At 62.2% G+C, this 26,158-nt stretch carries 20 protein-coding genes; 17 read left to right on the top strand and 3 right to left on the bottom strand.

Features of this window, described 5'->3' with window-relative positions; translation table 11 throughout:
* Positions 1–134: 134 nt before the first annotated feature.
* From C7450_RS19625 to C7450_RS19585, 9 genes are all read left to right on the top strand, one after another.
* Positions 135–1,460, top strand: coding sequence for an ABC transporter substrate-binding protein (locus C7450_RS19625; RefSeq protein WP_110376365.1), 1,326 nt, complete (start codon positions 135–137; stop codon positions 1,458–1,460).
* Between the two features lie 256 nt (positions 1,461–1,716).
* Complete coding sequence (locus C7450_RS19620; protein WP_410369490.1) at positions 1,717–2,643, top strand: carbohydrate ABC transporter permease; 927 nt, start codon at positions 1,717–1,719, stop codon at positions 2,641–2,643.
* Positions 2,640–3,464, top strand: coding sequence for a carbohydrate ABC transporter permease (locus tag C7450_RS19615; protein WP_170147334.1), 825 nt, complete (start codon positions 2,640–2,642; stop codon positions 3,462–3,464). The genes C7450_RS19620 and C7450_RS19615 overlap by 4 nt, the downstream gene beginning before the upstream one ends.
* A 105-nt stretch (positions 3,465–3,569) precedes the next feature.
* Complete coding sequence (locus C7450_RS19610; RefSeq protein ID WP_146227410.1) at positions 3,570–4,631, top strand: AraC family transcriptional regulator; 1,062 nt, start codon at positions 3,570–3,572, stop codon at positions 4,629–4,631.
* A gap of 441 nt (positions 4,632–5,072) precedes the next feature.
* Positions 5,073–5,855, top strand: a complete 783-nt coding sequence (locus C7450_RS19605) for an ABC transporter permease (protein WP_110376141.1) — start codon at positions 5,073–5,075, stop codon at positions 5,853–5,855.
* Positions 5,848–6,633: an ABC transporter ATP-binding protein gene (locus C7450_RS19600; protein WP_110376140.1), complete on the top strand. Its 786-nt coding sequence runs from the start codon at positions 5,848–5,850 to the stop codon at positions 6,631–6,633. Before C7450_RS19605 ends, C7450_RS19600 begins: the two co-directional genes overlap by 8 nt.
* Positions 6,630–7,616, top strand: a complete 987-nt coding sequence (locus tag C7450_RS19595; protein ID WP_110376139.1) for an ABC transporter substrate-binding protein — start codon at positions 6,630–6,632, stop codon at positions 7,614–7,616. The genes C7450_RS19600 and C7450_RS19595 overlap by 4 nt, the downstream gene beginning before the upstream one ends.
* Before the next feature lie 7 nt (positions 7,617–7,623).
* On the top strand, positions 7,624–8,256 hold the full coding sequence (locus C7450_RS19590; RefSeq protein ID WP_110376138.1) for a hypothetical protein: 633 nt from the start codon (positions 7,624–7,626) through the stop codon (positions 8,254–8,256).
* Positions 8,253–8,885 (top strand): hypothetical protein, encoded by a 633-nt coding sequence (locus C7450_RS19585; RefSeq protein ID WP_110376137.1) that lies wholly within the window; start codon positions 8,253–8,255, stop codon positions 8,883–8,885. The genes C7450_RS19590 and C7450_RS19585 overlap by 4 nt, the downstream gene beginning before the upstream one ends.
* 40 nt (positions 8,886–8,925) lie before the next feature.
* Here the strand turns inward: C7450_RS19585 and C7450_RS19580 are convergent, their stop codons facing one another.
* The gene (locus C7450_RS19580) at positions 8,926–9,336 is read right to left on the bottom strand and encodes a hypothetical protein (RefSeq protein ID WP_110376136.1); all 411 of its coding nucleotides are present in this window, start codon (positions 9,334–9,336) and stop codon (positions 8,926–8,928) included.
* Between the two features lie 294 nt (positions 9,337–9,630).
* On the opposite strand from C7450_RS19580, the gene C7450_RS19575 reads away from it, so the two are divergent.
* Positions 9,631–10,563: a GGDEF domain-containing protein gene (locus C7450_RS19575; protein WP_110376135.1), complete on the top strand. Its 933-nt coding sequence runs from the start codon at positions 9,631–9,633 to the stop codon at positions 10,561–10,563.
* A gap of 562 nt (positions 10,564–11,125) precedes the next feature.
* Here C7450_RS19575 and C7450_RS19570 read toward each other — a convergent pair.
* Positions 11,126–12,175, bottom strand: coding sequence for an AI-2E family transporter (locus tag C7450_RS19570; RefSeq protein WP_245449954.1), 1,050 nt, complete (start codon positions 12,173–12,175; stop codon positions 11,126–11,128).
* Between the two features lie 2,050 nt (positions 12,176–14,225).
* On the opposite strand from C7450_RS19570, the gene C7450_RS19560 reads away from it, so the two are divergent.
* From C7450_RS19560 to C7450_RS19525, 6 genes are all read left to right on the top strand, one after another.
* A complete protein-coding gene (locus C7450_RS19560; RefSeq protein WP_110376132.1) occupies positions 14,226–15,161 on the top strand; it encodes a formylglycine-generating enzyme family protein in 936 nt (311 codons plus the stop codon).
* Between the two features lie 43 nt (positions 15,162–15,204).
* A complete protein-coding gene (locus tag C7450_RS19555; RefSeq protein WP_425351236.1) occupies positions 15,205–16,245 on the top strand; it encodes an HAD family hydrolase in 1,041 nt (346 codons plus the stop codon).
* A gap of 895 nt (positions 16,246–17,140) precedes the next feature.
* Positions 17,141–17,716, top strand: a complete 576-nt coding sequence (locus tag C7450_RS19545) for an HdeD family acid-resistance protein (RefSeq protein ID WP_110376129.1) — start codon at positions 17,141–17,143, stop codon at positions 17,714–17,716.
* A gap of 701 nt (positions 17,717–18,417) precedes the next feature.
* Entirely contained in the window at positions 18,418–21,168 is a 2,751-nt protein-coding gene (locus C7450_RS19540; RefSeq protein ID WP_110376128.1) for a cation-transporting P-type ATPase, read from the top strand.
* A gap of 250 nt (positions 21,169–21,418) precedes the next feature.
* Positions 21,419–21,628: a cold-shock protein gene (locus C7450_RS19535; protein WP_110376364.1), complete on the top strand. Its 210-nt coding sequence runs from the start codon at positions 21,419–21,421 to the stop codon at positions 21,626–21,628.
* 850 nt (positions 21,629–22,478) lie between these two features.
* Complete coding sequence (locus C7450_RS19525) at positions 22,479–23,423, top strand: IS481 family transposase (protein WP_110376126.1); 945 nt, start codon at positions 22,479–22,481, stop codon at positions 23,421–23,423.
* A gap of 150 nt (positions 23,424–23,573) precedes the next feature.
* On the opposite strand, the gene C7450_RS19520 is transcribed toward C7450_RS19525, so the two are convergent.
* Positions 23,574–24,113, bottom strand: coding sequence for an NUDIX hydrolase (locus C7450_RS19520; RefSeq protein ID WP_210206487.1), 540 nt, complete (start codon positions 24,111–24,113; stop codon positions 23,574–23,576).
* A gap of 478 nt (positions 24,114–24,591) precedes the next feature.
* On the opposite strand from C7450_RS19520, the gene C7450_RS19515 reads away from it, so the two are divergent.
* Positions 24,592–25,083 (top strand): YciE/YciF ferroxidase family protein, encoded by a 492-nt coding sequence (locus C7450_RS19515; RefSeq protein WP_110376125.1) that lies wholly within the window; start codon positions 24,592–24,594, stop codon positions 25,081–25,083.
* The last annotated feature ends 1,075 nt before the right edge of the window (positions 25,084–26,158 follow it).

The raw sequence follows: 26,158 nt of genomic DNA, 5'->3' as shown, positions 1-26,158 counted from the left end.
GACCAATCCATTGCCGGGTTGCAGATTGGTCCAAAATGGCGGTTTGCCCTTGGCCTGACCGCTTTGGGATGATGAATGACGGTGCTGCCCTAAAATGCGCCGCGTCAGGGATGGACATGAAGGGGAGGAATGTGATGTTCGACAACGGCATCTCGCGCCGTACGGTGCTGAAGGGAAGTCTGGCCGCTGGTGCTCTCGGCCTGGCGGGAACGCCGGCCTTCGCTGATCCGCAATGGAAGAAATTCGCCGGCACGAAGCTTGAGGTCAATCTCATCAAGAGCCCGCGCGGCGACGTCCTCGAGAAATATGCCAAGGAATTCACGGATCTCACGGGTATCGAGGTGGCCTCGGAGCAGATCCCGGAGCAGCAGCAGCGCCAGAAGGCCGTGATTGAGCTGACGTCGGGCAAACCGAGCTTCGACGTGGTGCATCTGAGCTACCACGTGCAGAAACGACAGTTCGAAAAGGCCGGTTGGCTTGCCGATCTCACGCCCTTCATGAAGAACCCGGATTTGACAGCCCCGGATCTGACAGAGGCTGACTTTTCCTCGGCAGGCCTGCTCTATGCCAAGGACCAGAAGGGCGCGATGCGCTCTCTGCCCTTCTCGGTGGACTACTGGATCGTCTACTGGAACAAGGATCTCTTTGAAAAGAAGGGCCTGTCCTATCCCACCAATTTCGAGGAGATGGTCAAGGCCGCCGAGGCGCTGACCAATCCTTCCGACGGCACCTATGGCTTCGTCGCCCGCGGGTTGCGCAACGCCAATGTCCCGGTCTGGGCGAGCTTCCTGCTCGGGTATGGCGGTGACTTCCTCGATGCCAATGGCAATCTCCTCACCGACAAGCCCGAGGCGATCGAGGGGGCCAAGCTTTACCAGCGCCTGCTGACCAAGGCGGCACCGCCCGGCGTTGCCGGCTTCAACTGGTCGGAATGCCAGTCGGCCTTCCTGCAGGGCAAGGTCGGTATGTGGCTCGACGGTGTCGGCTTCGCGCCGCCGCTCGAGGACCCGACCCGGTCGCGGATCGTCGGCAAGGTCGGTTATGGCGTGATGCCCACCGGCCCGAAGGCGCAGGCATCGGCCACCTTCGGCGACGGTATCGGTGTCGCCGCCGCTTCGACGAAGAAGGAGGCTGCTTATCTCTACTGCCAATGGGCGGTCTCAAAGCTGATGGGTGCGCGCCTGCTGCAGGCGGGCGGTGGTGTGCCGTTCCGTAACTCGATCCTCAACGACAAGGAGGTTCGCGCCGGCGTGAAAATGCCCGCGGCCTGGGTGGAGGCCGTGGCCGGCTCCGCAAAGGTGAGCCGGCTCGGCTTGCCGGTGGTGATCCCGGTGACCGAATTCCGCGACATTATCGGAACGGCGCTGACGAGCACTTTGTCGGGCGGGGATCCGGCGACCGAACTCAAGAAGGCGACCGAGCAGTTCAAGCCGGTGCTCGAGCGCAGCGAGCGCAGTTGAGATCATAGGCTGCCCGGCATGCGTGCGCGCCGGATCTCGGCGATCATCGGTGCGCAGCCGGGCAAGCCTGCCGAGCATGCCCCGGGGGGCGGCGGGCCTTCGGGCCCCTAGCCGGGGCATGCTCGCCTCAATTCGCGCGGCCGTTTCGTGATCGCGCAAAGACCGTGTACCGCAGGCGAGACGACCTCGGGCGGGGCGAGGGCGGTCGCCATCCATTTGATGCCACAAGCAAAAGTGCAGCATGAGTGAGCTTGTCATGAGGGAGGCCGCGGCTTCCAACGCGCATCCATCCGCCCGGAGCCCTTGGCGGCCACCCTCCTATTGGCCGTTCGTTCTGCCCGCGGTGGTCACCGTCAGCGCGGTTATCGTTTTTCCCTGGGTTTTCACCCTGTGGATGAGCCTGCACGAATGGACCGTGGGCGGCTCGTCGAGCTTCGTGGGATTGGCGAATTACCTGCGACTGCCGGGTGATCCGCGCTTTGCCGATGCGGTCGTCCATACCCTCTACTACACCGTCCTCGCCGTGCTGCTGCCGCTTGTACTGGGCACCGTATCGGCGGTGATCTTCCACGCGCGGTTCCCGCTCCGTGGCTTCTTGCGCGGCATCTTCGTCATGCCGATGATGGCGACGCCGGTTGCCATCGCCCTGGTGTGGACGATGATGTTCCACCCGCAGCTCGGGGTGCTGAACTATCTTCTGTCCCTCGTCGGCATTCCGCCGCAGCTCTGGGTTTTCGAGCCGGCCACCGTCATTCCCTCGCTGGTGCTGGTGGAGACCTGGCAATGGACCCCGCTCGTCATGCTCATCCTGCTCGGCGGCCTCGCGGCGATCCCGGCGGAGCCTTATGAGAGCGCCCTGATCGACGGTGCCAACCGCTGGCAGATGTTCCGTCACATCACGCTGCCGATGCTCGCGCCCTTCCTGATGGTCGCGGCCATCATTCGCACCATCGACGCGCTGAAGAGCTTCGATATCATCTATGCGATCACGCAAGGCGGGCCGGGCACCGCATCCGAGACCATCAATCTGTATCTCTACAGCGTCGCCTTCGCCTACTACGACATCGGCTATGGCTCGGCGATCGCTGTCGTCTTCTTCGCGCTGGTCATCGGGCTGTCGGTGCTGCTGCTCGCGCTCAGGCAGCGGACGAAATGGACCGAGATGGGAGGAGCCGCCCTATGACGCTGCGCGCCATTCTCGACCGCCTGCTCCTGATGGTTGCCGTGATCATCATCGTCTCGCCGGCTCTGCTGTTCTTCATCTGGATGCTGTCCCTCTCGCTGAAATACGAGGTCGACAACGCGGCCTATCCGCCGATCCTCATTCCGGAGAATTTTGCCTGGCAGAACTATGTCTCGGTTCTCGAATCCAATCGCTTTCCGCTGTTCTTCGGTAACAGCCTCATCGTCACCGGCACGGCGACCTTGCTCGGCCTGATCGTCGGCGTGCCGGCGGGCTATGGCATCGCGCGCATGAAAGCGACACGGTCGGCCATCGTCATTCTCATCGCGCGCATGACGCCAGGCCTGTCCTATCTCATCCCCTTGTTCCTCCTGTTCCAGTGGCTCGGTCTCATGGGGACGCTCTGGCCGCAGATCATCATCCATCTGGTCATCACCGTGCCGATCATCATCTGGATCATGATCGGCTATTTCGAGACGACGCCGATGGAACTGGAAGAGGCGGCGACGATCGATGGCGCCAATCGCTGGCAGGTGTTTCGTCACGTCGCGCTGCCCATCGCCAAGCCCGGCGTGACGGTTGCCTTCATCCTCGCGGTGATCTTTTCCTGGAACAACTTCGTTTTCGGCATCGTTCTGGCCGGCCGCGAGACCCGGACGCTGCCGGTCGCGGTCTACAACATGATCTCGTTCGAGCAGCTGAGCTGGGGGCCCCTGGCGGCCGCGGCCTTGATCGTGACCCTGCCGGTCCTCTTGCTGACGATCATCGCCCAGCGCCAGATCATTGCCGGATTGACTGCGGGGGCGGTGAAGGGCGGGTGAGCGTCCGGTTCGCGTCCTGTTGGCGCTCGGCTGCCTTCGCCGGTGGCGCGAGCCCAGGTGAAGGCTCGGACATGATGGGTGGAATGGCTGTGAGGGGCGTGCAAAGTGGCAGCCTTGCCGCTATGCTTCCGCTGGCTCGCCGTCCTTGCAAGGGCCATTTCCGTGCCGCAGCCAACTGATCCCGATCTCTACAGGTTCGATCGTCTCTCGACGGACGACTTCGACCCTGCGACGCTTTATGAAGCCTGGCGCGCGGCCGCTTATCATTCTGTCGATCTTTTGCCGCCGGACGAGGAACTCAGGGGCACCGTCAAATTCGTCCGTGGCAAGTCCGCCATGTTCGGCAGTCACCAGGGATCAGGCTACCAAACGGTGTTTTCGCGCGAAGCGCGCAGCGCCGGGCTCGGCGAATGTATGGTCATCGCCTTGCTGGCAGAGCGTCGTGTCGCGCTGGAGGGGCCCGATGACGCGCGGATGATCGCCGAGAGCGGCTCGATGGCGCTTTATGATGTGGCCCGGCCGATGCGTTACCACTGGAGCAAGGGCAAGGATCTCTACCTGCTCTTGCCACGACAGGCGGCAATGGCGGCCATTGGCGGTGCGCTCGACGGCCTCTCCCTTCCGCTGGAGCAGCAGCGGCTCGCGCCATTTCTGCGCCGGCAGATGCTGGACCTTGAAGCGCACGGCCATTGCCTGGCGCGTAATGAGCTGGCCGCCATGCTCGACGCAACCGTCGAGACGGCGTTGCTGTTGCTGCGTGGGATTGCCCCGCGCGGGCCCGGCGGCACGGAGCTGTTCACGAAAGGCCTCTATGCCAGCGCCGTCCAATTCATGGCGGCGCGCTATCCCGACCGCGACCTCGATCCGGCCATGATCGCCCATGCGCTGGGATGCTCGCGCGCCACCCTGTATCGCGCCTTTGCTGACCACGACACGACTGTGATGGACGCCCTGCGTGAGTTGCGGATGCAGAACGCGCGCAGAAGGCTTGAATCGTCGGCTAGCCAGAACATCGGCACGGTGGCCATGGCTTGCGGCTTTCCCGATCTGTCCGCCTTCGGCAAGCTGTTCAAGGCGCGCTTTGGCGCCTCGCCTCGCGACTGGCGGACGGAGCACGAACGACCTCACCAACCCGCGCGTCATCATGGAAGTTTGAATAACGAATAGCTCCGGAATGACAGTCTATCGGTCGATGCTCCAGGCCTTTGTTTTTACACATTTTCTTCACGCGAACCGGTGTCTACTTCGCTCGAAAACGCTCTGCGAGAGGACCGGTCCGGCCGTGAATTCTTGATCAGCGAATTCCTGGCCGACCGCCTGTCGGGGGGGATCCGGGTTCCTTGCTGATCGAGGCCCGGGAATGGCGGCGGGCTTCCGAGAAAAATGCGCAGCGATGCCAATCCGCCGGTTTTTTGCGAGGGGTCGACCACGCGGCCCGAGGCGGGCGGCGATCCCTCGCAGAGGGTCTAGCTGAGGCTAAAGTTATAATAATTCCAATGTGTTGGTTTTTGTTGCCTGGGCGAACAGGGACCACTATGACAGCGCCTACATCACCTCTGTGATGGGCGAAGGATGTCGCTTCGCCTCGCTGCTGCTTCGTACACAACAATGGCCATTTCCCGGTTCTCCAAGCGTTTCGGCGCCACCTGCGTTATCGCTGCGTTTGCGGTTGCCTGGTGGCAGGCTTCCGCCCGAGGGCTTGTCTCGGGCTTTCTCCTGCCGACGCCGCAGACCGTTCTCCTCACGGGTTGGGAGCTTGTGGGTGACGGGACGCTCGCCGCGCATGTCGCGGTCAGCATCGTGCGCATCGTTGCGGGATATCTGATAGCGACGGCGCTGGCCTTGCCGCTTGCCTTCCTTTTTGGTATTTCGCCCGCCGCGCAACGGGCGTTCGAGCCGGTTCTCGAGTTTCTCCGCCAGATCCCGCCGCTCGCCATGATGCCGCTGCTCATTCTGTGGCTCGGTATCGGCGAGACGCAGAAGATCGGCATCATCGTGCTCGCCTGCTTCTTCCCGATCTTCCTTGGCGCGCTCGGCGGTATCGCCCAATGCGACCCGAAACTGGTCGAGGTGGGACGCGCCTGCGCCTTGTCGCGCGGGTCGATCCTGCGCCGCATCGTGCTGCCGGCAGCCTTGCCCGCGATCGTCATCGGCTTGCGCATAGCTCTCGGGCAGGGGTGGCGCGCGCTCGTCGGCGCCGAACTCGTCGCGTCAGCGGCCGGCCTCGGCTACATGATCGTCGATGCCGAGCAACTGGCACGCACGGACATCATTATCGTCGGCATTTTTGTCATCGGCGGGCTTGGGCTCCTCGCCGATTTCGGCATGCGGCGGCTGATCGCGCGCACGGCGCCCTGGCTCCGCGAGCGCACCGAGATCACCCATGCTTGAGGTGCGCGGGCTCAGCAAGCACTACAAGGTCAGTGACCGCGACGTGGTGGCATTGGCCGATGTCGATCTCATGTTGGCGCCGGGTAGCTTTACGGTTGTCGTCGGGCGCTCGGGTTGTGGCAAATCGACTTTGTTGCGCCTGCTGGCCGGCCTTGTGGCGCCGACGACGGGCGACATCCGCCATGCCGACGGGCATCGCCCCACAATCGGCTGCGTGTTCCAGGAACCGCGGCTCATGCCGTGGCTCAGCGTGGCGGGCAATGCCGGCTTCGGTCTCGTCGGCAAGGTCGCCAAGGCCGAGATAGCGTCCCGTGTCGCGGCGGCCCTTGCGCTGGTCGGCCTCACCGACTTCCGCGATGCCTATCCCGACCAGTTGTCCGGCGGCATGGCGAGCCGCGTCGGGCTTGCCCGCGCGCTCGTGCTCGAACCGGACCTCCTGCTCCTCGACGAGCCCTTCGCTGCGCTCGATGCGTTCACGCGGCGGGGGCTGCAGGCCGAACTCACCGATATCTGGCTGGCACGCCGGCCAACGGTCGTCTTCGTCACCCATGACGTCGAAGAGGCCGTCCTTCTCGCCGATCAGGTTGTCCATATGGATGGGGGCCGCATCATCGGACGCCGGCCGGTGCCGCTCGCCCGACCGCGCGATGCCACCGATCAGGCGCTCGTAACGCTGCGCCGCGCCATCCTCGATGACCTCGCCGGCGATCCCAGCCAGGCTGCCACCAGACATCCCTCGTCAGACCAACGCGTATTCCAACAGGAGACCGTCCCGTGATCCATCATACCCGCCGTCGCCTCGTCACCACCGCGCTGGCGTTCGTCGGCGCCCTTTCGCTGACCGCCGGCAGCATCACCGGTGTACTTGCTGCCGAGAAGCCGAAGACCGTCCGCATCACCTATGTCGCGTCGCCGTTCAACGTGCCGTCCATCGTCATGCGGGCGAAGGGCTATCTGGACGAGGCCTTCGCGCCTTACGGCATCAAGGTGGAGTCGCCGGAGATCACCTCCGGTGCCCAGCAGGTGCAGGCCATCGCCGCGGGCGAGATCGACATCGCCAGCGTGCTCGGTGGCTCCTCGGCCATCCTGGGCAAGACCAACGGGGCCGATGTCCAGGTGATCGCCGCCTATAGCCGCAACCCGGAGGCCTATGCCATCCTTGCGACGAAGGGCGGGCCTCAGAAGGTCACGGACCTCAAGGGCAAGACCGTGGCAGGCCCGAAGGGCACGGCGCTCCACCAGCTTCTGGCCGCGGCGCTCATCAAGAACGGCATGACGCTCGCCGACATCAACTACATCAACATGGATCTCGGCGCGGCCCGCGCGGCGCTGCTCGCAGGCAAGGTCGATGCGGCGACCCTGGCCGGGAACAATGCGCTCGCCGTCGAGCAGGCCGGCGGCCATGTGATCGCGAACGGCAAGGGCCTGTTCGATCCGACGACCGTCATCGGCGTGAACGGCGCCTTCCTGAAGAACCATCCCGATCTCGTGGAGGCCTATCTCGCCGCCCACCGCAAGGCCCTTGCCTTCATGGCCGAGGAGCCCGAGGAGGCGCTGAAGCTCGCCGCCGCCGAACAGAAGATCTCGCTGGAAGACGCCCGCCGGATGAATGCCTGGTACGATTTCACGCTCAAGATGAGTGACGCGGACGTGGCCAATCTCGCGGCAGACCAGGACTTCATGGTGGAAGCCGGCATGATGAAGAAGAAGATCGACATCAAGGCCGACCTCGTCGCACCGATCGCCTTCACCCAGAAGTGAGGCAACGATGATCGACGCCTTGCTGCTGGATTGTGAACAGACCGAGGGTGGCGTCAACCTCCTCATGAAGAGCGTCGATCTCGGCTCCCGGCTCGACGTCGTCCCGCTTTACGAACTGGGTGACGTCGACCTCGGGGCCTATCGCGGCCTGCTGATCGGTCTTCACGCCGACCAGCGCTATCTCCTGGCGCGCAAATCCCAGCTGGAGACTTTCCTGCAAGGCGGGGGCACGATCGTTTTCTGCGGCCATGTCGCCTATCCCTTCCTGGATGAACTCGCGCCCTACCAGGCCATCCCGGGCTACACGGTGGATGATCTTGAGGTCGCGCGCGCTTCAGACCATCCGGTCTGGGCCGGCGTGGACCCGCGCCATCTGACCTGGCGGCGCGGTGTCGCGGGCTTCTATGGCCGGGGCGCCAATCCGCCACCGGCTGGGGCTCGCGTCATCAACACGCTCGGACGGGGGCGCTACCCCGTGGATTTCGAGGTCGCCCCCGGCGTTGGCGGGCGCCTTCTGGTGCATGCCGGCGCCGACCTCTGGAGTTATACAGACGCCGGCAACAGCGCGGAGCGCATGGTGCCTCAGTTGTTCGACTGGATCGCCAAGGGGGAGTTCGCCAAGGGGGAGATCGGGCGATGAGCCTCGCGGTTGTCGAAGGCGGCTGCTACTACCACCACGAAACCATTCACGCGGAGCGGTTTCGCGGACGTTTCGACCGGGCTTTCTATGCGCCGGACCTGGCCGAGGGGGACCTCGACGATTTCACGGCCGTCATGGTTGCTGACCGGATCAGCCCCACCGTCCTGCGCGCCAAGAGACGGCTGTTCCTGCATTATCTCAACCAGGGCGGCACGCTGATTGTTCTGGGGGAAAACCAGGCGCATACGTGGCTGCCTGGTGTCGAATGGACGTTCAAACCCACCAATTTCTGGTGGTGGCTCGACAAGGGAACGGACCCCGGCCATCGCATCCCGAACCCCGATCACGATGTTTTCCGCTACCTGCCGCAGCGCGCGGTCGTCTGGCATTTCCACGGCTTGCTTCACCCGCCGGCCGGCGCCGTGCCGCTCGTCACGATCGCGCCGGAGATGGGTGGAGGCCCGGACGGTACGCTGCTCTACGACCATCCGGGTGTGGGCGGTGGCAAGGGACGGCTCATCGTGACGACCTTGGATCCGTTCTATCACAACGGCAGCCACTTCATGCCAATGGCCACCGCCTTTCTGGCCGGCCTCCTGGACTGGACCGACGCCACATTCCGGCGCTGATGGCAGGGTGGGCTGGTAAGCCCGCCCGTGCCCCGTATGCCTAAGCCGGATGCCAGTCTATCGCTGGCATCGGCTCGGGCAATCCGACGAGAAGAACAGCGTCGTCATTCACCCGGTCATGGGAGCCGGGTTGTGCTTCGTTGACGACGGTTACGGGCCCGGACGTTGCCGGTGCGTCGAGCCCTGCGGCAGGTGCCGCGTTTCCGGCGGTCTCATCGCTCTCCAGAAAACGCAAGACCAAGCCCCCGGTCGCCAGGTCCCAGACGGTCGAAGCAGACCAGATGATTCCGTCCGCAGCTTTTTGCAAAAGCCAACCATCGAATTCCAGGAACTTCGCCATGCCGGAGCCCCAAAGGCTCATGCCGGCCTTTAATCCATCGCCTATTCCATCGTAAGCCGATTGTGCGAAGCCGCCCAGGCTATCGCCGAGATTTTCGAGGAATTTTGCCATCAAATGATCTCCTTTGGAATCAATTCTTATAATTGAGAAATTTCAGACATTATTTCTTGGTAATTTGCGCAATATTGTTGATATTTATTTATATATCAGCGGCGATGCGTTTTATTGCGAGCGGCCCTGATATTTGGTAACTTAATAACGTAGCGGGCGTAGTTGCGCTCTTGTTTCGAGTCGAGGCACGGTGTTGCGAGCAACGGGATCCATCACGCGAGGCGGACAAGACCTGGAAACGGGGTGGGGCGACATCCGGCAAGCTATCGTCCGGCTGGACTGTAACGTGGCGCTATGACCGATACGGCAGCCAAGCTGTTTCAACTCTATGAAAATGCGCCGGTTCTCATCGCGCTCTATGACGCGTTTGACCGTCTGCGTTATGCAAACCGGTCGTTTCGCGCTGCCTTTTTTCTCGATCCGGACGAGGCCCCCCTGTGGTCGCAGCTCATGCGCCGGAATTTCCATGCGCAGCGCGGTACCGTGATTCGCCAGGATGACTTCGAGGCCTGGCTCATTTCGACACAATCGCGCCGTGGCAAGACAGGTTTTCGCGCGTTCGAGACGGACCTGTGGGACGGGCGATGGCTCTGGATGACCGAGACCGTGCAGGGCGATGGGTGGATGCTCTGTATTGCCAGCGATATCACGGACCTGCGCGCCGGCGAGCGTCTCCTGCGCCAGGATCGGGATTTCGCCATCAAGGCCGCCTATACCGATGAACTGACAGGCATCGCCAACCGCCGGTTCGCCACGGCGCGTATCGAGGATATGTTGCGCCGGCCTGATCCCGACACCGGACTTTACGGCTGCGTGGCTGTGCTTGACCTCGACAATTTTAAGTATATCAACGACCGATACGGTCACCAGGCGGGTGATATCATCCTGCGGGATCTGGCCGCGCGGATCATCGGACGCGTGCGGCGCTCCGATTGTTTCGGCCGTTTCGGCGGTGAAGAATTTGTTCTCGTCATGCCCGCCACCTCGGTGGAGGAAGCCGCGCTGATCGTCGAGCGCATGCTGGCTATCGTGCGCCTCTCACGGCCCCTTCCGGCCTGGAGCGACTTCAGCTACAGCTTCTCGGCCGGTGTCGCGGCAGGGCGCGCGGGTGACACGCCGACCGACCTGTTCGGTCGCGCCGACAAGGCGCTTTACGCGGCAAAAATGGCCGGCCGCAATCGCATCCACGTCGACATCGACTTGTCCGATCACGCGGCGGCAAGCTAGGGTCAGGACCCATTAATATGATGGAAATGGCGCCTGAAACGGCAAAGAGATGCCAGGAGAGACGCGAAGGTCGATGGGGTTCCATCGGCCGAGTGGCTCGACGCCGCAGGTCGCAGCCGTTTCGGCGTCCTTCGGATGTGGTCCATTTGGCCGGCAACTGCGTCGCGCAGCGCTCGAAAGCCGAAAGGCTTCCTTCACCTCCGCTTCTTGTATCCGGCCAAATGGCCTCACACCATTTCAACCAGATTAATGGGTCCTGACCCTAGAGCAAGTCTGTCTGCAGCGGATTGGCTCCGCTCATAAATGGACGAGCAAATTCACGCACTTGGATTGAAGAAGCGAATTCAATCCAAGTCGGATTTGCCCTGGGAGCTATCGATAGTCAGTCGTCGCAGGTGTCGCCGACAGGCATAGTCCGGCCAACCCGACGGATCGCCCCCGGGGATGGCCACGGCCTGTTCGAATTCCGCTTGTCACCAGCCTGCTGGAGGCTGTTCGATTACGCTGCGTTCCGACAGGGCCTCCGAACCGGAGCCAGACGGCGTCATCGGTCCTGTCCGGGTCACTCGTCCCCGGTCAGAAAATGGCCGATGGCGGCGAGGGGCTGCACGCCATCGCAGATGATCTTGAAGATTGCCAGCATAGGCACTGCCAGAATGGCTCCCGGTACCCCCCACATCCAGAACCAGAAGATCAGCGAGATGATCACCAGGACGGGATTGAGGGTAAAGCGCTTGGCGAGCAGCATCGGAGTGACGAGTTCCCCCTCGATCACATGGATCACGAGATAAAGCGCAGCCGGAAGCAGCGCGGCCCAGATCGGGTCCAGCGTCAGCAGGCCGGCCAGCAGAAAGAGGCCGACGCCGAAAAAGGGTCCGATGATGGGAACGTAGTTGAGAAGGAAGGCGACGACGCCCCACAGCAAGGGGTCGCCCAGGCCGCAGGCCCACATCGCGGCTCCGGTCGCCAAGCCGACGGCGGCATTCATGATGGTGATGGTCAGGAGATAGGCGGAGATATTCTCCTCGACCCGCTGCGACAGTTCGACAGCCTGGCGCTTGTCCCTGAACGTCGGAAGGATCTCCACGGTGCGCTTCAGGAAGGTGTTGCCCGACACGAGCAGGAAAAACAGGATCAGGATCGTCTCGAAGAAGCTCCCGGCAAAATGCGTGGTGCTGCTGAACAGAACGGCGGCGATCGCGGTGCCGGCGGCGCCGCCGCCACCGCTGCCGCCGCCACCGCCGCCCTGAACGATGCCATCCGCATGGTGAAGGAATGTCCGCAGGGTGGTGATCGGCTCATCGAGGAAGCGCAGACGCTCCTGCAGGCGCGCGATCCCCTCCGGCAGCTTGCCGGCCCAGGTCGTGGCGGGGCCGGAGGCAGCGGCGCCGACCCCGACGATTGCGCCGAAGACGGCCAGGATCAGAAGCAGCGCCGCGATGCTGCGTGGCACGCCGAGCTTCTCGAGAAGCCGCATGACCGGTTGAAACAGAAGCTTCAGAACAAAGGCGAGCACAATCGGCAGGATGATGTCCGCCGCGACATAGGCGACGGTCAGGAGGGCGAGTGTGATCAGGATGACGAGGCATACGACGACCGGATCCGTCGGCAATCCGGGCGGCTCTGCCAGCGGAAGTTTCGGCGGGGCCGTAGCGACGCCATCCCGCTGTCCATTCCTATTGTCCAGGACATCCATCCAAGCAAGCCCATGCCGTTGACCGTGCGTTGACATAAGTCTCCGGCGGGAAAGGCGGTTCCGCTGACGTTTGGAAATCCCCCTTGCCGGCCTCGGATGGTGAGCGACGGCGAAGCCGCGGCGGGCGGGCCGTGACGCGCTGCGATTGCGCCGCCGCCGCACGTCGCGAGCAAGTCCGTCTTGTGCGGACTTGCTCCACTTCGGTACGAACGAGCCCATTCACCGGCTTGGATCGTACCGGCTGCTTCAATCCAAGTTGATACAATCCAAGGCGGATTTGCTCCAGCCACGCCGCGCTGTGGCCCCGGTCGCATGCATGACCAATCTTGGGGGGAAAGGTCAAAACGACCGGGGCCTGCCCTCGGGGGGGGAGGGCGACTAAGAACTTAGGTGGCGATTGTTAAGCGAAAGTTGCAAAGTGGAAATATCAGCGCGAACAAATGTCCAAAAACTGCGCCGTGGCATCGTGTTACCATCGGACCGAGAGCCCAGGCTCCGCTGTCGCTATGCGGCAATATTTCCGGCGCTGTTTTCCCGGGGGGGTATGACGATGATCACGCGTGTGACGGCCGCCGGGATGGCGACCTATACTGGTGGATTGTAGAGTTGATGCTGTACGGTCCCATTTAGGAACAACACTGTCCTATCTGGCCCTGTCCCCGGCCCAGCTGGAGGACTGGGCCGGGGATCGGTGCCAAAATGAAGCAGAGGCGGCCACTTCAGACTGGCCCATACGATGGTTGGCAAAAGTCGCGCCACGCTTCGGCGGCGTAGTGTTAGTGCTATATGATCGCGGCCGTCAATGGCTATATCGGGCGAATTCGGCTTGCAGTTTGGCCACTTGATATCCGCCCTTGAATGGGCTTTCCGGGAACGGCGGAGGGGGCGCGACCAATGAAAAGCGCTGGCAAAAGGCGCGTGGCGCGGCCATCCGTCGGAAGCGCCGAAACTTGCGCGACGACGCGGCCGAAATCGGATAGGGCACCAGAGCCGCCGGCGACGCCGTCTCGCCGTTCGGAGATGATGCGGTATGTGCCGTCTGCGGCATAGGCATGCCTCTTTACTTCAAACATCAACCGGAAGCGCGTGGGTCAGGTTGCATCGATCGCGCCATGGCACACCGGCCGGTCGATTCACCGCTCCCGTACGCGTGCAAGACGGGATCAAAGGCAAGACGGGATCAAAGGCAAGGCTGGATCTGGCGAGTTTAGATTTGACAAGTCTGGATTTGACAAGGCTGATCAAGGTAAGACGAGCCGAGCGCAAATCTGGACCAGCACCCTGCGGTTGACTGCGGAACCTCCAAAAGATGAATGCCATTTTGTGGCGATCAATCAGCTCATATTCGAGTTTAGACTCTCGATCTGGCGAATTGAGCCAGCTGTTTCAATTTGTAGTCTTGAACTCGACCGTCGTCAATAAAATATAGCTGCGTGAATTATAGTAATATATATTCTTAATCGAAATAAAAATGATCGAATATATGGCGGAAATTGCGAATAAGCAGAGCGGCATGGCGGACCTGTGCCGTGTCAGGCGCCGGACCATACGGATTGCTCCGCGGATCCCGCCTCTCGACAGGAGGGTGGCCTGCGTGGCGTCATCCGTTCGAGCGCTGACGGGAGATCGAGGACGGCACCCTCATCGTCTATACGACCGATGTCAGCGTTCCGGCGGCATTTTCATCGCGCAGGTCATGGAAAGACTGTAGAAGCGACTTGACAACGCGAGGCTCAACTGTCGCAACTGGCGGGCGGAAGGCGCGGCTCCGCCGGCCAATCGCCAAGGATCGAATCCATTCGACGCGGGCGCCAAAGAATTGCCGGCACGGAACGGTCGGACCTTTTGGTCGCCCTGCCATTCGGTGTAGGGAACTGACGATGCCAGCGATGTCGCTGCCATTCCAGGGAGTGAGGCTGTGAGCAAGCGATCCCCCGCGTCCCGACGGTCCACGGGAAAGCCTGAGATGCGCGACGCCCCGATGATCTGGATCGAGGGAGGGACGTTCCGCATGGGGTCCGATCATCACTACGCGGAAGAGAAGCCTCAACACACCGTCACGGTCGACGGCTTCTTCATGGATGAGACGCCGGTCACCAATGCGCAGTTTCGGGCCTTCGTCGAGGCCACGGGCTATGTGACCTTTGCTGAGATCCGCCCCGATCCGAAAGATTATCCCGGCGCGCTGCCCGCCATGCTGAAGGCCGGCTCGCTCGTCTTCACCCCCCCGGACCATCCCGTCGATCTCGAGGACTGGAGCCAGTGGTGGAGCTTCCGCTTCAGGGCCAATTGGCGCAAGCCCTACGGTCCGGGCAGTTCCATTGCGGGCCTGGATGATCATCCTGTCGTCCATGTTGCCTATCGGGATGCGGAAGCCTACGCGAAATGGGTCGGCAAGGAACTTCCCACCGAGGCCGAATGGGAGTTTGCGGCGCGCGGCGGCCTCGATGGGGCAGAGTTTGCCTGGGGCGACGACCTCTATCCCGATGAACGCCAGATGGCCAATACCTGGCAAGGCCGCTTCCCTTTCGAGAATCTGGCCACCGACGGCTATGAACGCACCTCGCCGGTCCGGAGCTTTCCACCGAACGGCTACGGGCTCTACGACATGATCGGCAATGTCTGGGAATGGACCGCCGACTGGTGGTCGAGCCGCCACCCCGACGATGCGCCGAAGGCCTGCTGCGTGCCCGTCAATCCACGCGGCGGAACGCAGGACGCGAGCTATGATCCGCGGCAACCAGAAATTGTAATTCCCCGCAAGGTGCTGAAGGGGGGCTCGCATCTCTGCGCCCCGAACTACTGCCGACGCTATCGGCCCGCGGCGCGCCATGCCGAGCCGGTCGACACATCGACCAGCCATGTCGGCTTTCGCTGTCTGCGGCGGGTTCCGCGGACATGAGCAGAGGTGGGGTCGAGATCCATTGAGAGGGGAGGGCGAAACCGTGAGCACGACAGCCCGGAGCTGGAGCAGGCGCAGCCTCGCGGCGCTCGGCCTTGGTCTTCTGCTGGCGCTCACCCCGGCGCTTGGCCCATTCGACGCATCGGTGGCCTTGGCCCAGACCGATCCTCTGCCCTCATGGAATGACGGCAAGGCGAAGACCGCGATCCTCGATTTCGTGCGCCGCGTGACGACCCAAGGGGGCGCTGACTACGTGCCTGTCGAGGAGCGTGTCGCGACCTTCGACAATGACGGCACCTTGTGGTCCGAGCAACCCATGTATGTCCAGGTCGTCTTCGCCGTGGATCGCCTGAAGGAAATGGCGACGGCGAATCCGGCATTGCGCGATAGCCAGCCGTTCAAGGCTGTGGTTGAAGGCGACCGGGCCGCTCTCGCCGCCCTGGGCGAAAAGGGGCTCCTCGCGATCATAGCGCAGACCCATTCGGGAATGACGGTGACGGAATTCGAGGCGATCGTCCGGACATGGCTGGCCACGGCCCGCCATCCCCGGTTCAACCAGCCCTATACCGCGCTCGTGTACCAGCCCATGCTGGAACTGCTTGATTTCCTCAAGGCCAATGACTTCAAGACATTCATCGTCTCGGGAGGGGGGATCGAGTTCATGCGTCCGTGGGTGCCCGCGGCCTACGGCATTCCGCCGGAGCGGATCGTCGGGTCGAGCGGCAAGACCCTCTTCAAGCTGGGGGCCGACAAGCCGGTCATCGAAAAGCTCGCGGCGGTCGAGTTCGTCGACGATGGACCGGGCAAGCCGATCGGCATCAACCGCTTCATCGGACGCCGGCCTCTTTTTGCCGCCGGAAATTCCGATGGCGATCTTGAAATGCTGCAGTGGACCACGCTCGATTCGGGGCCGCGCTTCGGGCTGATCGTGCATCATACGGATGCCGCGCGAGAATGGGCCTATGACCGGGCGTCGCCGGTCGGCCGCCTCGACAAGGCGCTCGACGAAGCGCCCCGGCGCGGCTGGACCGTGGTCGATATGAAGAGCGACTGGAAGGTCGTCTTTCCTTTCGACAAGAAGTAGAAACCGTGGAAATGTCGTCCGGTGATCGGCGCTCTCCAGTCGTCCCGCCGCGCGACTGAGAGGTCCCGGGCGAGCTCAGGAGGCCTTCCGCAAGATGGGCCGTGCCAGAGCTTCGCGCATGCGGGCGAGGCAATCCTCCATGCTCGCCAAGATGGTCTCGGCCGTGTTTGTCGGCTGGCCGGTGGCCTGCAGGTCCCTGATAAACGCCCGTTGTCGGGCGCAGCGCGCCTCAGCTTCAGCGATATGCTGCGAAGACACCGCGATCGGAACGACCTTCGGCGTATACATTGTCTAACTCCGTCATCAAAACTGAGAAACCGCACGGGCCGATCCAGTTTTCGACGCCCGGGATTATGCTCTTATCCACCGGGCGCGCCTGTGTTCCGCCGCACAGGTCGAAATCGCGCCGTCTCGGGATCGCGTAACTGGAGCTATCGCAGCGTAATAAGACGCACTGAAGTAACTTTAAACGACGCGCCGCATCCGGTAGCCGGCGCATTGTCTTCGAATACAAAGGCTGTTGCAGCCATCTGGTTGATACACGCCGATCGGGACGCCGCGGGCCGTCGCGCGCCTCGATCGCGAAGACGGGCGCCAGGAGACGGGCGCCAGGAGACGGGCGCCAGGAGATGGGCGCCAGGAGATGGGAGGCATGAGCATGCGTTCTTTCCAGGGAACCTGGACATGTCTGAACGTTCAACCGCGAGGGAATCGGATGATGACGCCAGGCAGATACATGGCGAGGCGGCAGTTGTCACGCGTCATTACGCGCCAAACGACTTGGAGTGGCGCAATCTGCGACCGGTGACTATTTCGCCCGGCTGTGGTATCGTTGGTTCAACCGAAAGGTTATAGTGCAGCAATATGATGGTGATTTCCGCATCAGGGGCGATCTATGACACATGCCGGACAAACAGGAACGTCCTCCTCGCTTGGTACAGCCGTAGAGGAAGTGCGTGGTAAATGGGGCTGGTTTGTCGCGCTTGGTGTGGGGCTCATCCTCCTCGGCGTCGTCGCGCTTGCCAATCTCCTGCTCGCGACGGTTGCGACGATCTTCTATATCGGCGCGATGATGCTGATCGGGGGTATCGTTGAGATCGTCCATGCGTTCCAGGTCAAGACCTGGGGGCGCTTCTTCTATTGGCTTCTCAGCGGCATCTTCTACGCCTTCGCGGGCGTCATTGCCTTCTATAATCCGCTCTTGGCGTCCGCGGCGCTGACATTGCTGCTTGCCGTCCTGCTGGTGGTGGCTGGCATCTTCCGGATCTGGATCGGTTTCGCCGCGCGTCCGGAGAGCGGCTGGGGCTGGATCGTCGCGACGGGTGTCATCACGCTCCTCGTCGGTGTCCTGGTCTATTCGGCCTGGCCCGGCAACAGCCTCGTCCTGCTCGGCGCGATCCTCGCTTTTGATCTGCTGTTCCAGGGCATAGGCTTCATCAGCTTCGGTTGGATGCTGCGGTCACGGCGCTGAACAGGCCAGCCGAATCGTCGCGGCATCGGCCTCGGCGAACGGGCCCATAAGCCGGTCCCGACCTGGATGGTTTCGCGGCGCGCCCGTTTGACGGGAAGAGTGCCGCGGCGCGCTTGCGCGCGAGATGCCTTGTGAAGCGCGGCCTATGGCCAGGTTCTGCTGGTCAGGCTTCTGTCGCTCGCCTTTTGTTCGTGGCGCCCTCATCACTCTTGGCTGATCGAATCTGTCGCGTGTCGCATCGCCGCCGCGCGTGGGCTTCGACGTGCGCTCCGCCTGCCGTGACGCTGGCCGAGACCGCCGCTTCGCGCCGCGGTGGGGCATCAGGCTCGCTGTGGGGTCAATGTCGACGCAACCGGCTTGATCTCAGTCAACGCTTGTTGATGATTGTTGCAGCTATAGATAGCTTAATTGGGTCGTCGACCCGATTGCCTTTAGATGAGTTGCAGACTTGCGCCAGCCTCGCTGTCCGCATGGGCCGCATATTCATTGGAAGGCGGAGACCGCCTCTTCTCCCGTCGCGTGGGGAAGGCGAGGGCGCGCTTCGCAGGTGTAGGTGGTCGTGGCCGCGGCAATCCGGTGGTGCTGTCCCGCGCTGCGAGGGGGGCCCGCCGCCACCGACTCGCTCATGCGCCGAAAGGACCGGGCAACGGACAGAGAGGTGGGCAACGGACAGAGAGGTGAGCAACGGACAGAGAGGTGTCATGGCGGCGAAAACGGTGAATGTAACACGCGCCCATGACACGAGGCCCAACAACACACGATCTGGCGCCTGGCACGCAAGAACGGCTGCAGAGACCTGCATTGCATTTGAGACCGGCACCGACGGCCTCGATCATCAGGAAGCTGGGCGCCGCTTGGGAATCTACGGACCGAATCAGCTACCAGCAGCAGCACGGACCCGGCCGTTTCTTCGTTTCCTCGCGCAGTTCAACAATGCCCTGATCTATGTCCTGCTCTGCGCAGCGACGGCCGCCATCGTTCTGGGGCATCTTGTCGACGGTGCGGTGATCGTGATCGTCGTGCTGGTCAATGCGGTGGTCGGATTCGTCCAGGAAGGCCGTGCCGAACAGGCGCTGGATGCGATCCGCGACATGATCGCGCCTCATGCGACCGTCCTGCGCGAGGGCGAACGGCACACGATCGACGCAAGGAATATCGTCCCGGGAGACATCGTCGTCCTCGAAGCCGGCGACAAGGTGCCAGCCGATATCAAGCTGTTGCGCGCCCGTGGGCTGACTGTGGATGAGGCCATCCTGACCGGCGAATCCGTTCCGGCCGAGAAGAGCGAAGGCGTCGCTGCGGAGAACGCGCCGCTCGGTGATCGGTTCTCGATGCTCTATTCGGGTACGCTGGTCGCGACCGGCCAGGGATACGGCGTTGCCACGGCGACGGGTGCAAGCACGGAAATCGGCCGGATCTCTGATCTGATCGGCAAGGTTGAGATGCTGACGACGCCCCTCCTGCGGCAGATCAACGAATTCAGCCGGCAGTTCACGTGGTTTGCCGTCGCGACTGCGGCTGCGTTGTTCGTCTTTGCCGTCCTTGCCAGGAGTTATGATTGGGTCGACGCATTGATGGTGGTCGTCGCGCTGGCCGTCGGCGTGGTGCCCGAGGGACTGCCAGCTGTGATCACCATAACGCTGGCGATCGGCGTCCGCAGGATGGCGGCGCGCCGCGCCGTGGTCCGCCGTCTACCGGCCGTTGAGACGCTGGGCGCGACCTCCGTGATCTGTTCCGACAAGACCGGCACGCTGACCAAGAACCAGATGACGGCCCGCCGCGTGGCGACGGCGCAAGGGGTGACGGGACTGTCGGGGGCCGGTTATGCGCCGGAGGGCAAGCTTGTGGCCGAGGATGGCGGGGCGGCTGAGCCTGACGGTGCCCGTGACCGGCTGATCCAGGCAGCGTTGCTCTGCAACGACGCCCGCCTCGTTGATGAGGACGGCCAATGGTCGGTCCTCGGCGATCCGATGGAGGGCGCCCTCGTGACGCTCGCCGCCAAGGCCGGGCTTCATCCCGAGACCGAGCGTGAGGCGTGGGCGAGGCTGGACGAGATCCCCTTCGATGCGCAGCACCGTTTCATGGCGACCCTCCACGAGGGACCGGGCAGCGAACGCCGTGTGTTCGTCAAGGGTGCACCCGAGCGCGTGCTGGCAATGTGCATCGACCAGGCAGGCCCGGGCGCGACGCGTCCGATCGACCACGCCTACTGGCAGCAGCGGATTGATGCCGCCGCGGCTGGCGGCGAGCGCGTTCTCGGCTTCGCGACGATGGTCCCGGATGCGGGGGTCGACCGAATGGCCTTCGCAACCGTCACATCCGGGCTGACCTTCCTTGGCGTGGTCGGCTTCATCGATCCACCGCGCGAGGAGGCCATAGCCGCCGTGGCGGAATGCCGGGCGGCCGGCATCGGCGTCAAGATGATCACCGGTGATCACAATGGCACCGCGAGGGCCATCGCCCGCCAGCTCGCCATTGCCAACGACCCCAAGGCTATCGAGGGGGCGGCGCTCGACAGGCTCACAGATGCGGAACTGCGTGCTGTCGTGGATGAGGTCAGCGTGTTCGCCCGGACGACCCCGGAGCACAAGCTCCGGATCGTGCGCGCGCTCCAGGCGAATGGGCATATCGTCGCGATGACGGGCGACGGCGTCAACGACGCCCCGGCGCTGAAGCAGTCGGATGTCGGCGTCGCCATGGGCCGCAAGGGCACGGAGGCCGCCAAGGAGGCGGCGCAGATGGTGCTTCTCGACGACAATTTTGCCTCGATCGTCGCGGCCGTTCATGAAGGCCGCACCGTCTACGACAATATCCGCAAGGTCATCGGTTGGACGCTTCCCACCAACGGCGGCGAGACGCTCAGTGTCGTGCTCGCGATCGTCTTCGGCTTGACCTTGCCGATGACGCCTGTGCAGATTCTCTGGATCAACTTGATTACGACCGTGACGCTCGGACTGGCGCTTGCGTTCGAGCCTTCCGAGCCGAACGTGATGCGGCGTCCGCCGCGCAGGCGCGGTGCCCCGCTCCTGTCGCGCTTCCTCGTCTGGCGGATTGTCTTCGTCTCCTTCCTCTTCATGCTGGGTGTGTTCGGCGCGTTTTATCTCGCCCTCTGGCGCGGATACACGCAGGGTGAGGCCCGCACCGCGGTTGTCAACGCGGTTGTCGTGATGGAAATTTTCTATCTCTTCAATGTTCGCTACCTGCACATGACGTCTTTCAGCCTGATCGGCGCGGTGGGAACACCTGCCGTACTCGGCGCGATCGGCGTCGCAGTCGTGGCGCAGATCGCATTCACCTATGCGCCCTTCATGAACGATCTGTTCGGTAGCGCGCCCATCTCCCTCGTCGACGGTCTGTTGATCGTCGCTCTCGGTGTACTCACGATGATCGTGCTGGAGATCGAGAAGGCGGTCATGCGCAAGGTCTGGCCAACCGCGGCCTATATGGCTTAGCCACAGCGGGCCGGACCATCTGCGCGCAGGCCAGGAGGGGCACCGACCGGGGAAACCGGCTTGCGCGGCATGGCGCAGCTTTCGCTGGTGTTATGATCTTTTCGGTGTTAAACTGAATTATCGATCTTGCTGCCGAACTTTGTTTTTTGCGCCAACGGCGCTTCCGGCGATCTTCTCAACAAAATCGATGCAACTAGCGCGCAGACAGACGGTCTGCGCGTACCTTTATGCATGCGACAAGGAGCTCGCCATGACTGTTGGTACCGTAAAATTCTTCAACGTCGATAAAGGTTTCGGTTTTATCCAGCCCGATAACGGCGGACCGGACGTATTCGTGCATATTACAGCGCTTGAGCGCGCTGGAATGCGCACGCTTGCGGAAGGGCAGAAGATCAGCTTCGACGCCGTCAAGGACGATCGCAGGGGCAAGGTGGCGGCCGAGAATCTTCAGGCCGTCTAAGGCCCGATCCGCCCGCTACGCTGCTGTGGTTGCTTTTGGAGGTCGGGCAAGCCCGACCTCCTTCCTCTGGAAGGAAGAACTCTGATGCGCTCGACGCCTGAGCTTCGCAGCTCCAAATTGGCACTGTCTCGTACTGAAGCACGGCATGAAACAACCTCAAAGGCAGCGCGGGATATCCTTGGACAGGAAGAGGCGTCGCGCGATGCCAAGACCGCCCGGCTGAGGGCTGCCAGGTTGGAGCAGGAAGCGCGCGAGCCGACGGTTGCGCCCCCCGTGAAAGCCCGCAGGAAGCCCAAGGCTGTCGCTGCGGCTCGCTGACGGTCTACGGCCGGAACCGCGATATTCCCCGATACGCCGGCACAGCAAGATCCGAAGGCCAGGCGAGCCTTGTCACCCGAGCGCGCCATCTCCCGTCATCGCCGGTGAACAAAGCCCTATTCGCGGCAAGAGTGCCCTACACACCGCCGCCATGACGCCACGTTGAGAACAGACAAGACCGCGCCTGCTGACGAGCCGCGCGAGAGTCCGCTCCACCCGCAAGATCATGCACGGCACCGCCAGAGCATGCTGTATTTGGATGGAATCCCACGGTCATCCCGGGGCGTTGCGCAGCAATGAGCCCGGGATCCATGAACACGCGGCCCGAGAAAAGACGCATCGGACTGTGCCTCTCTGGTAGACCATGGTGTTCATGGGTTCCGGGCTCGGGCCTTTCGGCCCGCCCCGGAATGACACCACGGTTCCGTATAAAGTCAGCATGCTCTAGATGTCGAAGCTATGAAGGTTGTTCATCCGGGGCCGGGATGTGAGGCTGGGGTTGCGAAGCACCAACCCTAACCGGAGCACCCGGATGAACGTTCATAAGAATGCGCGCCTGACGATGCATGGTCGAGTCCTTCTCGTGCGGCGTGTCGTGGAAGAAGATTGGACAGTGGTAGCCGCGTCTGAGGCAGCGGGCGTCTCCGTGCGAACAGGGTTCAAGTGGCTTGCGCGGTTCCGGGCGGGCGGCGAGCGGATGCTGCACGACAGGAGCTCGGCGCCCGCGCGGCGGCCCAGCAGCACTCCCATCGGAACGGTGGCCACCATCGAGGAACTGCGTCGTCAGCGCCTCACCGGGCCGGCCATTGCGCGGCGTCTGGGCATGCCGCGCGCGACCGTGGGCCTCATCCTGCGCCGGATTGGCCTCGGGCGTTTGACAGCATTGGAGTCCAAGCTCCCAGCCAACCGCTACGAACGCGAACGGCCGGGCGATCTGATCCATGTCGACACGAAGAAGCTGGGCCGCATCGATGGGATCGGCCATCGGATGACCGGTGACAGGAGGGGCCAGAGCAGCAAGCGAGGCACCGGATGGGAAGTTCTCCACGTCGCAATCGATGATGCCTCACGATTGGCCTACACGGAAATCCTGGCCGATGAGAAAACAGACGCTGTCTGCGCTTTCACTGACCGGGCTCTGTCCTGGTTCGCGCGCCACGGCGTCACTGTGGCGAGGCTCATGAGCGACAACGGCAGCGCCTATAAGAGCCATGTTTTCCGACGGTTCCTCGCCAACCGAGGCGTCCGCCACATCCGAACGAGACCCTACACGCCTCGCACAAATGGAAAGGCCGAACGCTTTATCCAAACGACCTTGCGGGAATGGGCTTACGCCGCACCTTACGCCTCGTCGCGCGAGAGAACCGAAGCCATGCCGACCTGGCTCGACGACTACAACCTCGTCAGGCCCCACTCAGCCCACAACGGCCTTGCGCCATGGACAAGGCTGAACAACCTTCTTGGAAACGACATCTAGAGCATAATCCGACCGGAGTGAAACGAGGATCGATAAGATTATGCTTGAAATAAAAGAGGGTAGAGCGCCGATCTGATGCAATCAGATCGAAACGCGCTCTAGCAGGAACGGCATTGCGACCATTCCGCCAGGCGATGTGCGATCACCCTTTCAACTCTGGGGCTCTGCGTCTTCAGTCTCAAATGACCTGTCGACCGCATTGGGTAGCCGAGGACGTTGCACTCCACCCGCGATGAGCGCATTTGCGGTACCCTTGCCAAATGCTTCGACAAGGTGATGCAACTGCGGTTCATCAATAAGAAGGGCGGCATCCCTGGCCGGTAGCCATCTGCGAAATCGTTCGCGCCTCTCCGGCCAACGCTTGAGGAATTTTTCGACCTTCAGCGGATAGACATCGACCTCGACGAGCGCGAAGTGATCCGCCAACCGCTTCCAGTAGGTGTAGGTTCCAATTGGCTTGTGCTTCACCCTGCCAGCGACGCCGGCCTCCTCCTGGGCCTCCTGCGCGGCCGATTTCCAGGCTTTCCGACGGCGATCGATCCAGCCTTTGGGCACAGTGAAACGCCGCGTTTCGCGCGTGGTGAGCACAAGCACCTCGACCGCACCGGTCTCGGTCACACGAAACGGTAAGGCCGCCACCTGACGCAGTGGAGCTCCATTACGGGCGGCCTTGCGACGCGTTGATTTCATCTTCGAGACTGGCATCCTAGCGAATTGAGTCGAACACAAATCTTCCCAGAACCAAGCGATTGGTACAAGGGAAACGACCCGCACTTCGGAAGGCGCGGGCCGACATAACGATCGCAGCTCATGCAGGTCATGGCGGGTTCGGCGTGCATATCACGTTATCGTCCATGCCGCGCGGCGAGACACCAAACAGTCTCTGTGTTGTATCCGAGGACATGACGCCTTTATGGAAACCGCCCGGTCCCCCGGATCCTGAAGCGTTAGCTTGAGTATGGTGGATGACATCCGGAGCGCTGTGGACATGAAGATAGTCCGTTCTTGCGAATGCAAGAGCAAGGACGCCGTTTATCGGTGTGGATCAGCTTCTCTAATCTCGCCGCATCCGCCGCTGCGGCATGCATCGGGGAGAGCGCGCAGTTTGGAGGGAACCGCTGGCTGTCGCTTTCGTTAATCAGCCGTCCCCACATTCACGGAGATGGCTATGGCCAAGGAACAGAATCTTGAGACGCTCTTCCACGAGACGCTGAAGGATATCCTATACGCCGAAAAGCAGATCCTGAGAGCCCTCCCCAAAATGGCGCGCGGGGCAGGATCCGAGGAATTGAAGCAGGCCTTTCTGGCCCACCGCGACGAAACCGAGACGCATGTCGATCGCTTGCAGCAAGTTTTCGAGATGATGGACAAGCCAGCGCGCGGCAAGACATGCGACGCTATCCTTGGCCTCGTCGAGGAGGGCAAGGAAGTAATGGAGGATTTCGCCGGGACGTCAGCGCTCGACGCCGGGCTCACGGCCTCTGCTCAAGCGGTGGAGCATTACGAGATCGCGCGTTATGGCACCCTCAAGACCTGGGCAACCCAGCTCGGCATGAAGGACGCCGCAAGGCTCCTCGACCAGACCCTCCAGGAGGAGATCAAAACGGACAAGCTGCTCACGAGGCTCGCCGAAAAGTCTCTCAACGCCAAGGCGGCCTAGAGCAAGTCCGTCTGTTGCGGACTTGCTCAGCTTCATAACGGACAGGCAAGTCCGTCTGTTGCGGACTTGCTCAGCTTCATAACCGACAGGCAAGTCCGTCTGTTATAGACTTGCTGCGCGCAGGAATAGCGATCCAAGTCAATGGCTTGGATGGCGTCAAACGATTCCATCCAAGTCGGATTTGTTCTGGGCTCGGCACCGGAGGTGCGGGCGCAGTGCAGGGTCTGCCCGGCGACGGGCGCATGCGTCCGTGCATTGCTCTGCAAAGACTGTCCGGCCCTGGGTCCTTGTTCGGCCCCGGGATCGGCATCGCCGCTCTGATGGCTTTAATCCATAGCTTTGACGATGATCATAGCGATCATGATGGCCAATGTTGCACTGGAGAAAAATAAAATGAAACTGATTTCAGAATTCAGTTGGTCAAGGCGGCTTTCGATTTGAAGCATTTGCTTCACGATATGATCGTCTGAATCTGATTTCAGTGAGTCAAATCTCGAGTGTCGGACGTAACGTTCGATTTGCTGCATCGATACGGATGGATCGATGTACTCCGGGCAGATCGATGTAGCCTCATCTTTTCTCATATAAGTTCGAACGCTCACAGTGTTCAGCAAGAGCGACCAATATTATGGCGCAGCAAATATTGATCAATGGCCAATTCGTTTCGCCGTGTTTCAATTTGTAACAATCCGACTTTTTCGTTCGGGATCAGGCGGTCACGCGTGAGCCTCGCGCCCCCGACCACCCACAGGAGTAACCGAGGTGATCGGGGGCTCCGCCAAGCCCCCGGCAAGGCGGATTCATGATCTTGGCTTCGCGGGGACCCCACCGTGGACGTCTCGGGGGGAGTGATACGCCACGGTGGGGTTGCTAGCTTGGCAAGCGAGCACAGGCATTTCCGCTGGAAATTGCGGCCAGAAAGTGCCCATCTCGTTACAGACAAGTTTCAGCTTGTGAAGTTTTGTATCGACCGCCTTCACGTAAAAAAAGGCCTGCAGTCGCGTCGGCGCGAATCTGCGCAAATGGAGCATTTTCGAGCGAAGTGGACACCGGTTCGCGTGAAGACAATGCGTAG

Source organism: Chelatococcus asaccharovorans (assembly GCF_003201475.1).
Taxonomy (GTDB): Bacteria; Pseudomonadota; Alphaproteobacteria; order Rhizobiales; family Beijerinckiaceae; genus Chelatococcus; species Chelatococcus asaccharovorans.
This window is presented reverse-complemented; position numbering and strand designations above follow the sequence as displayed.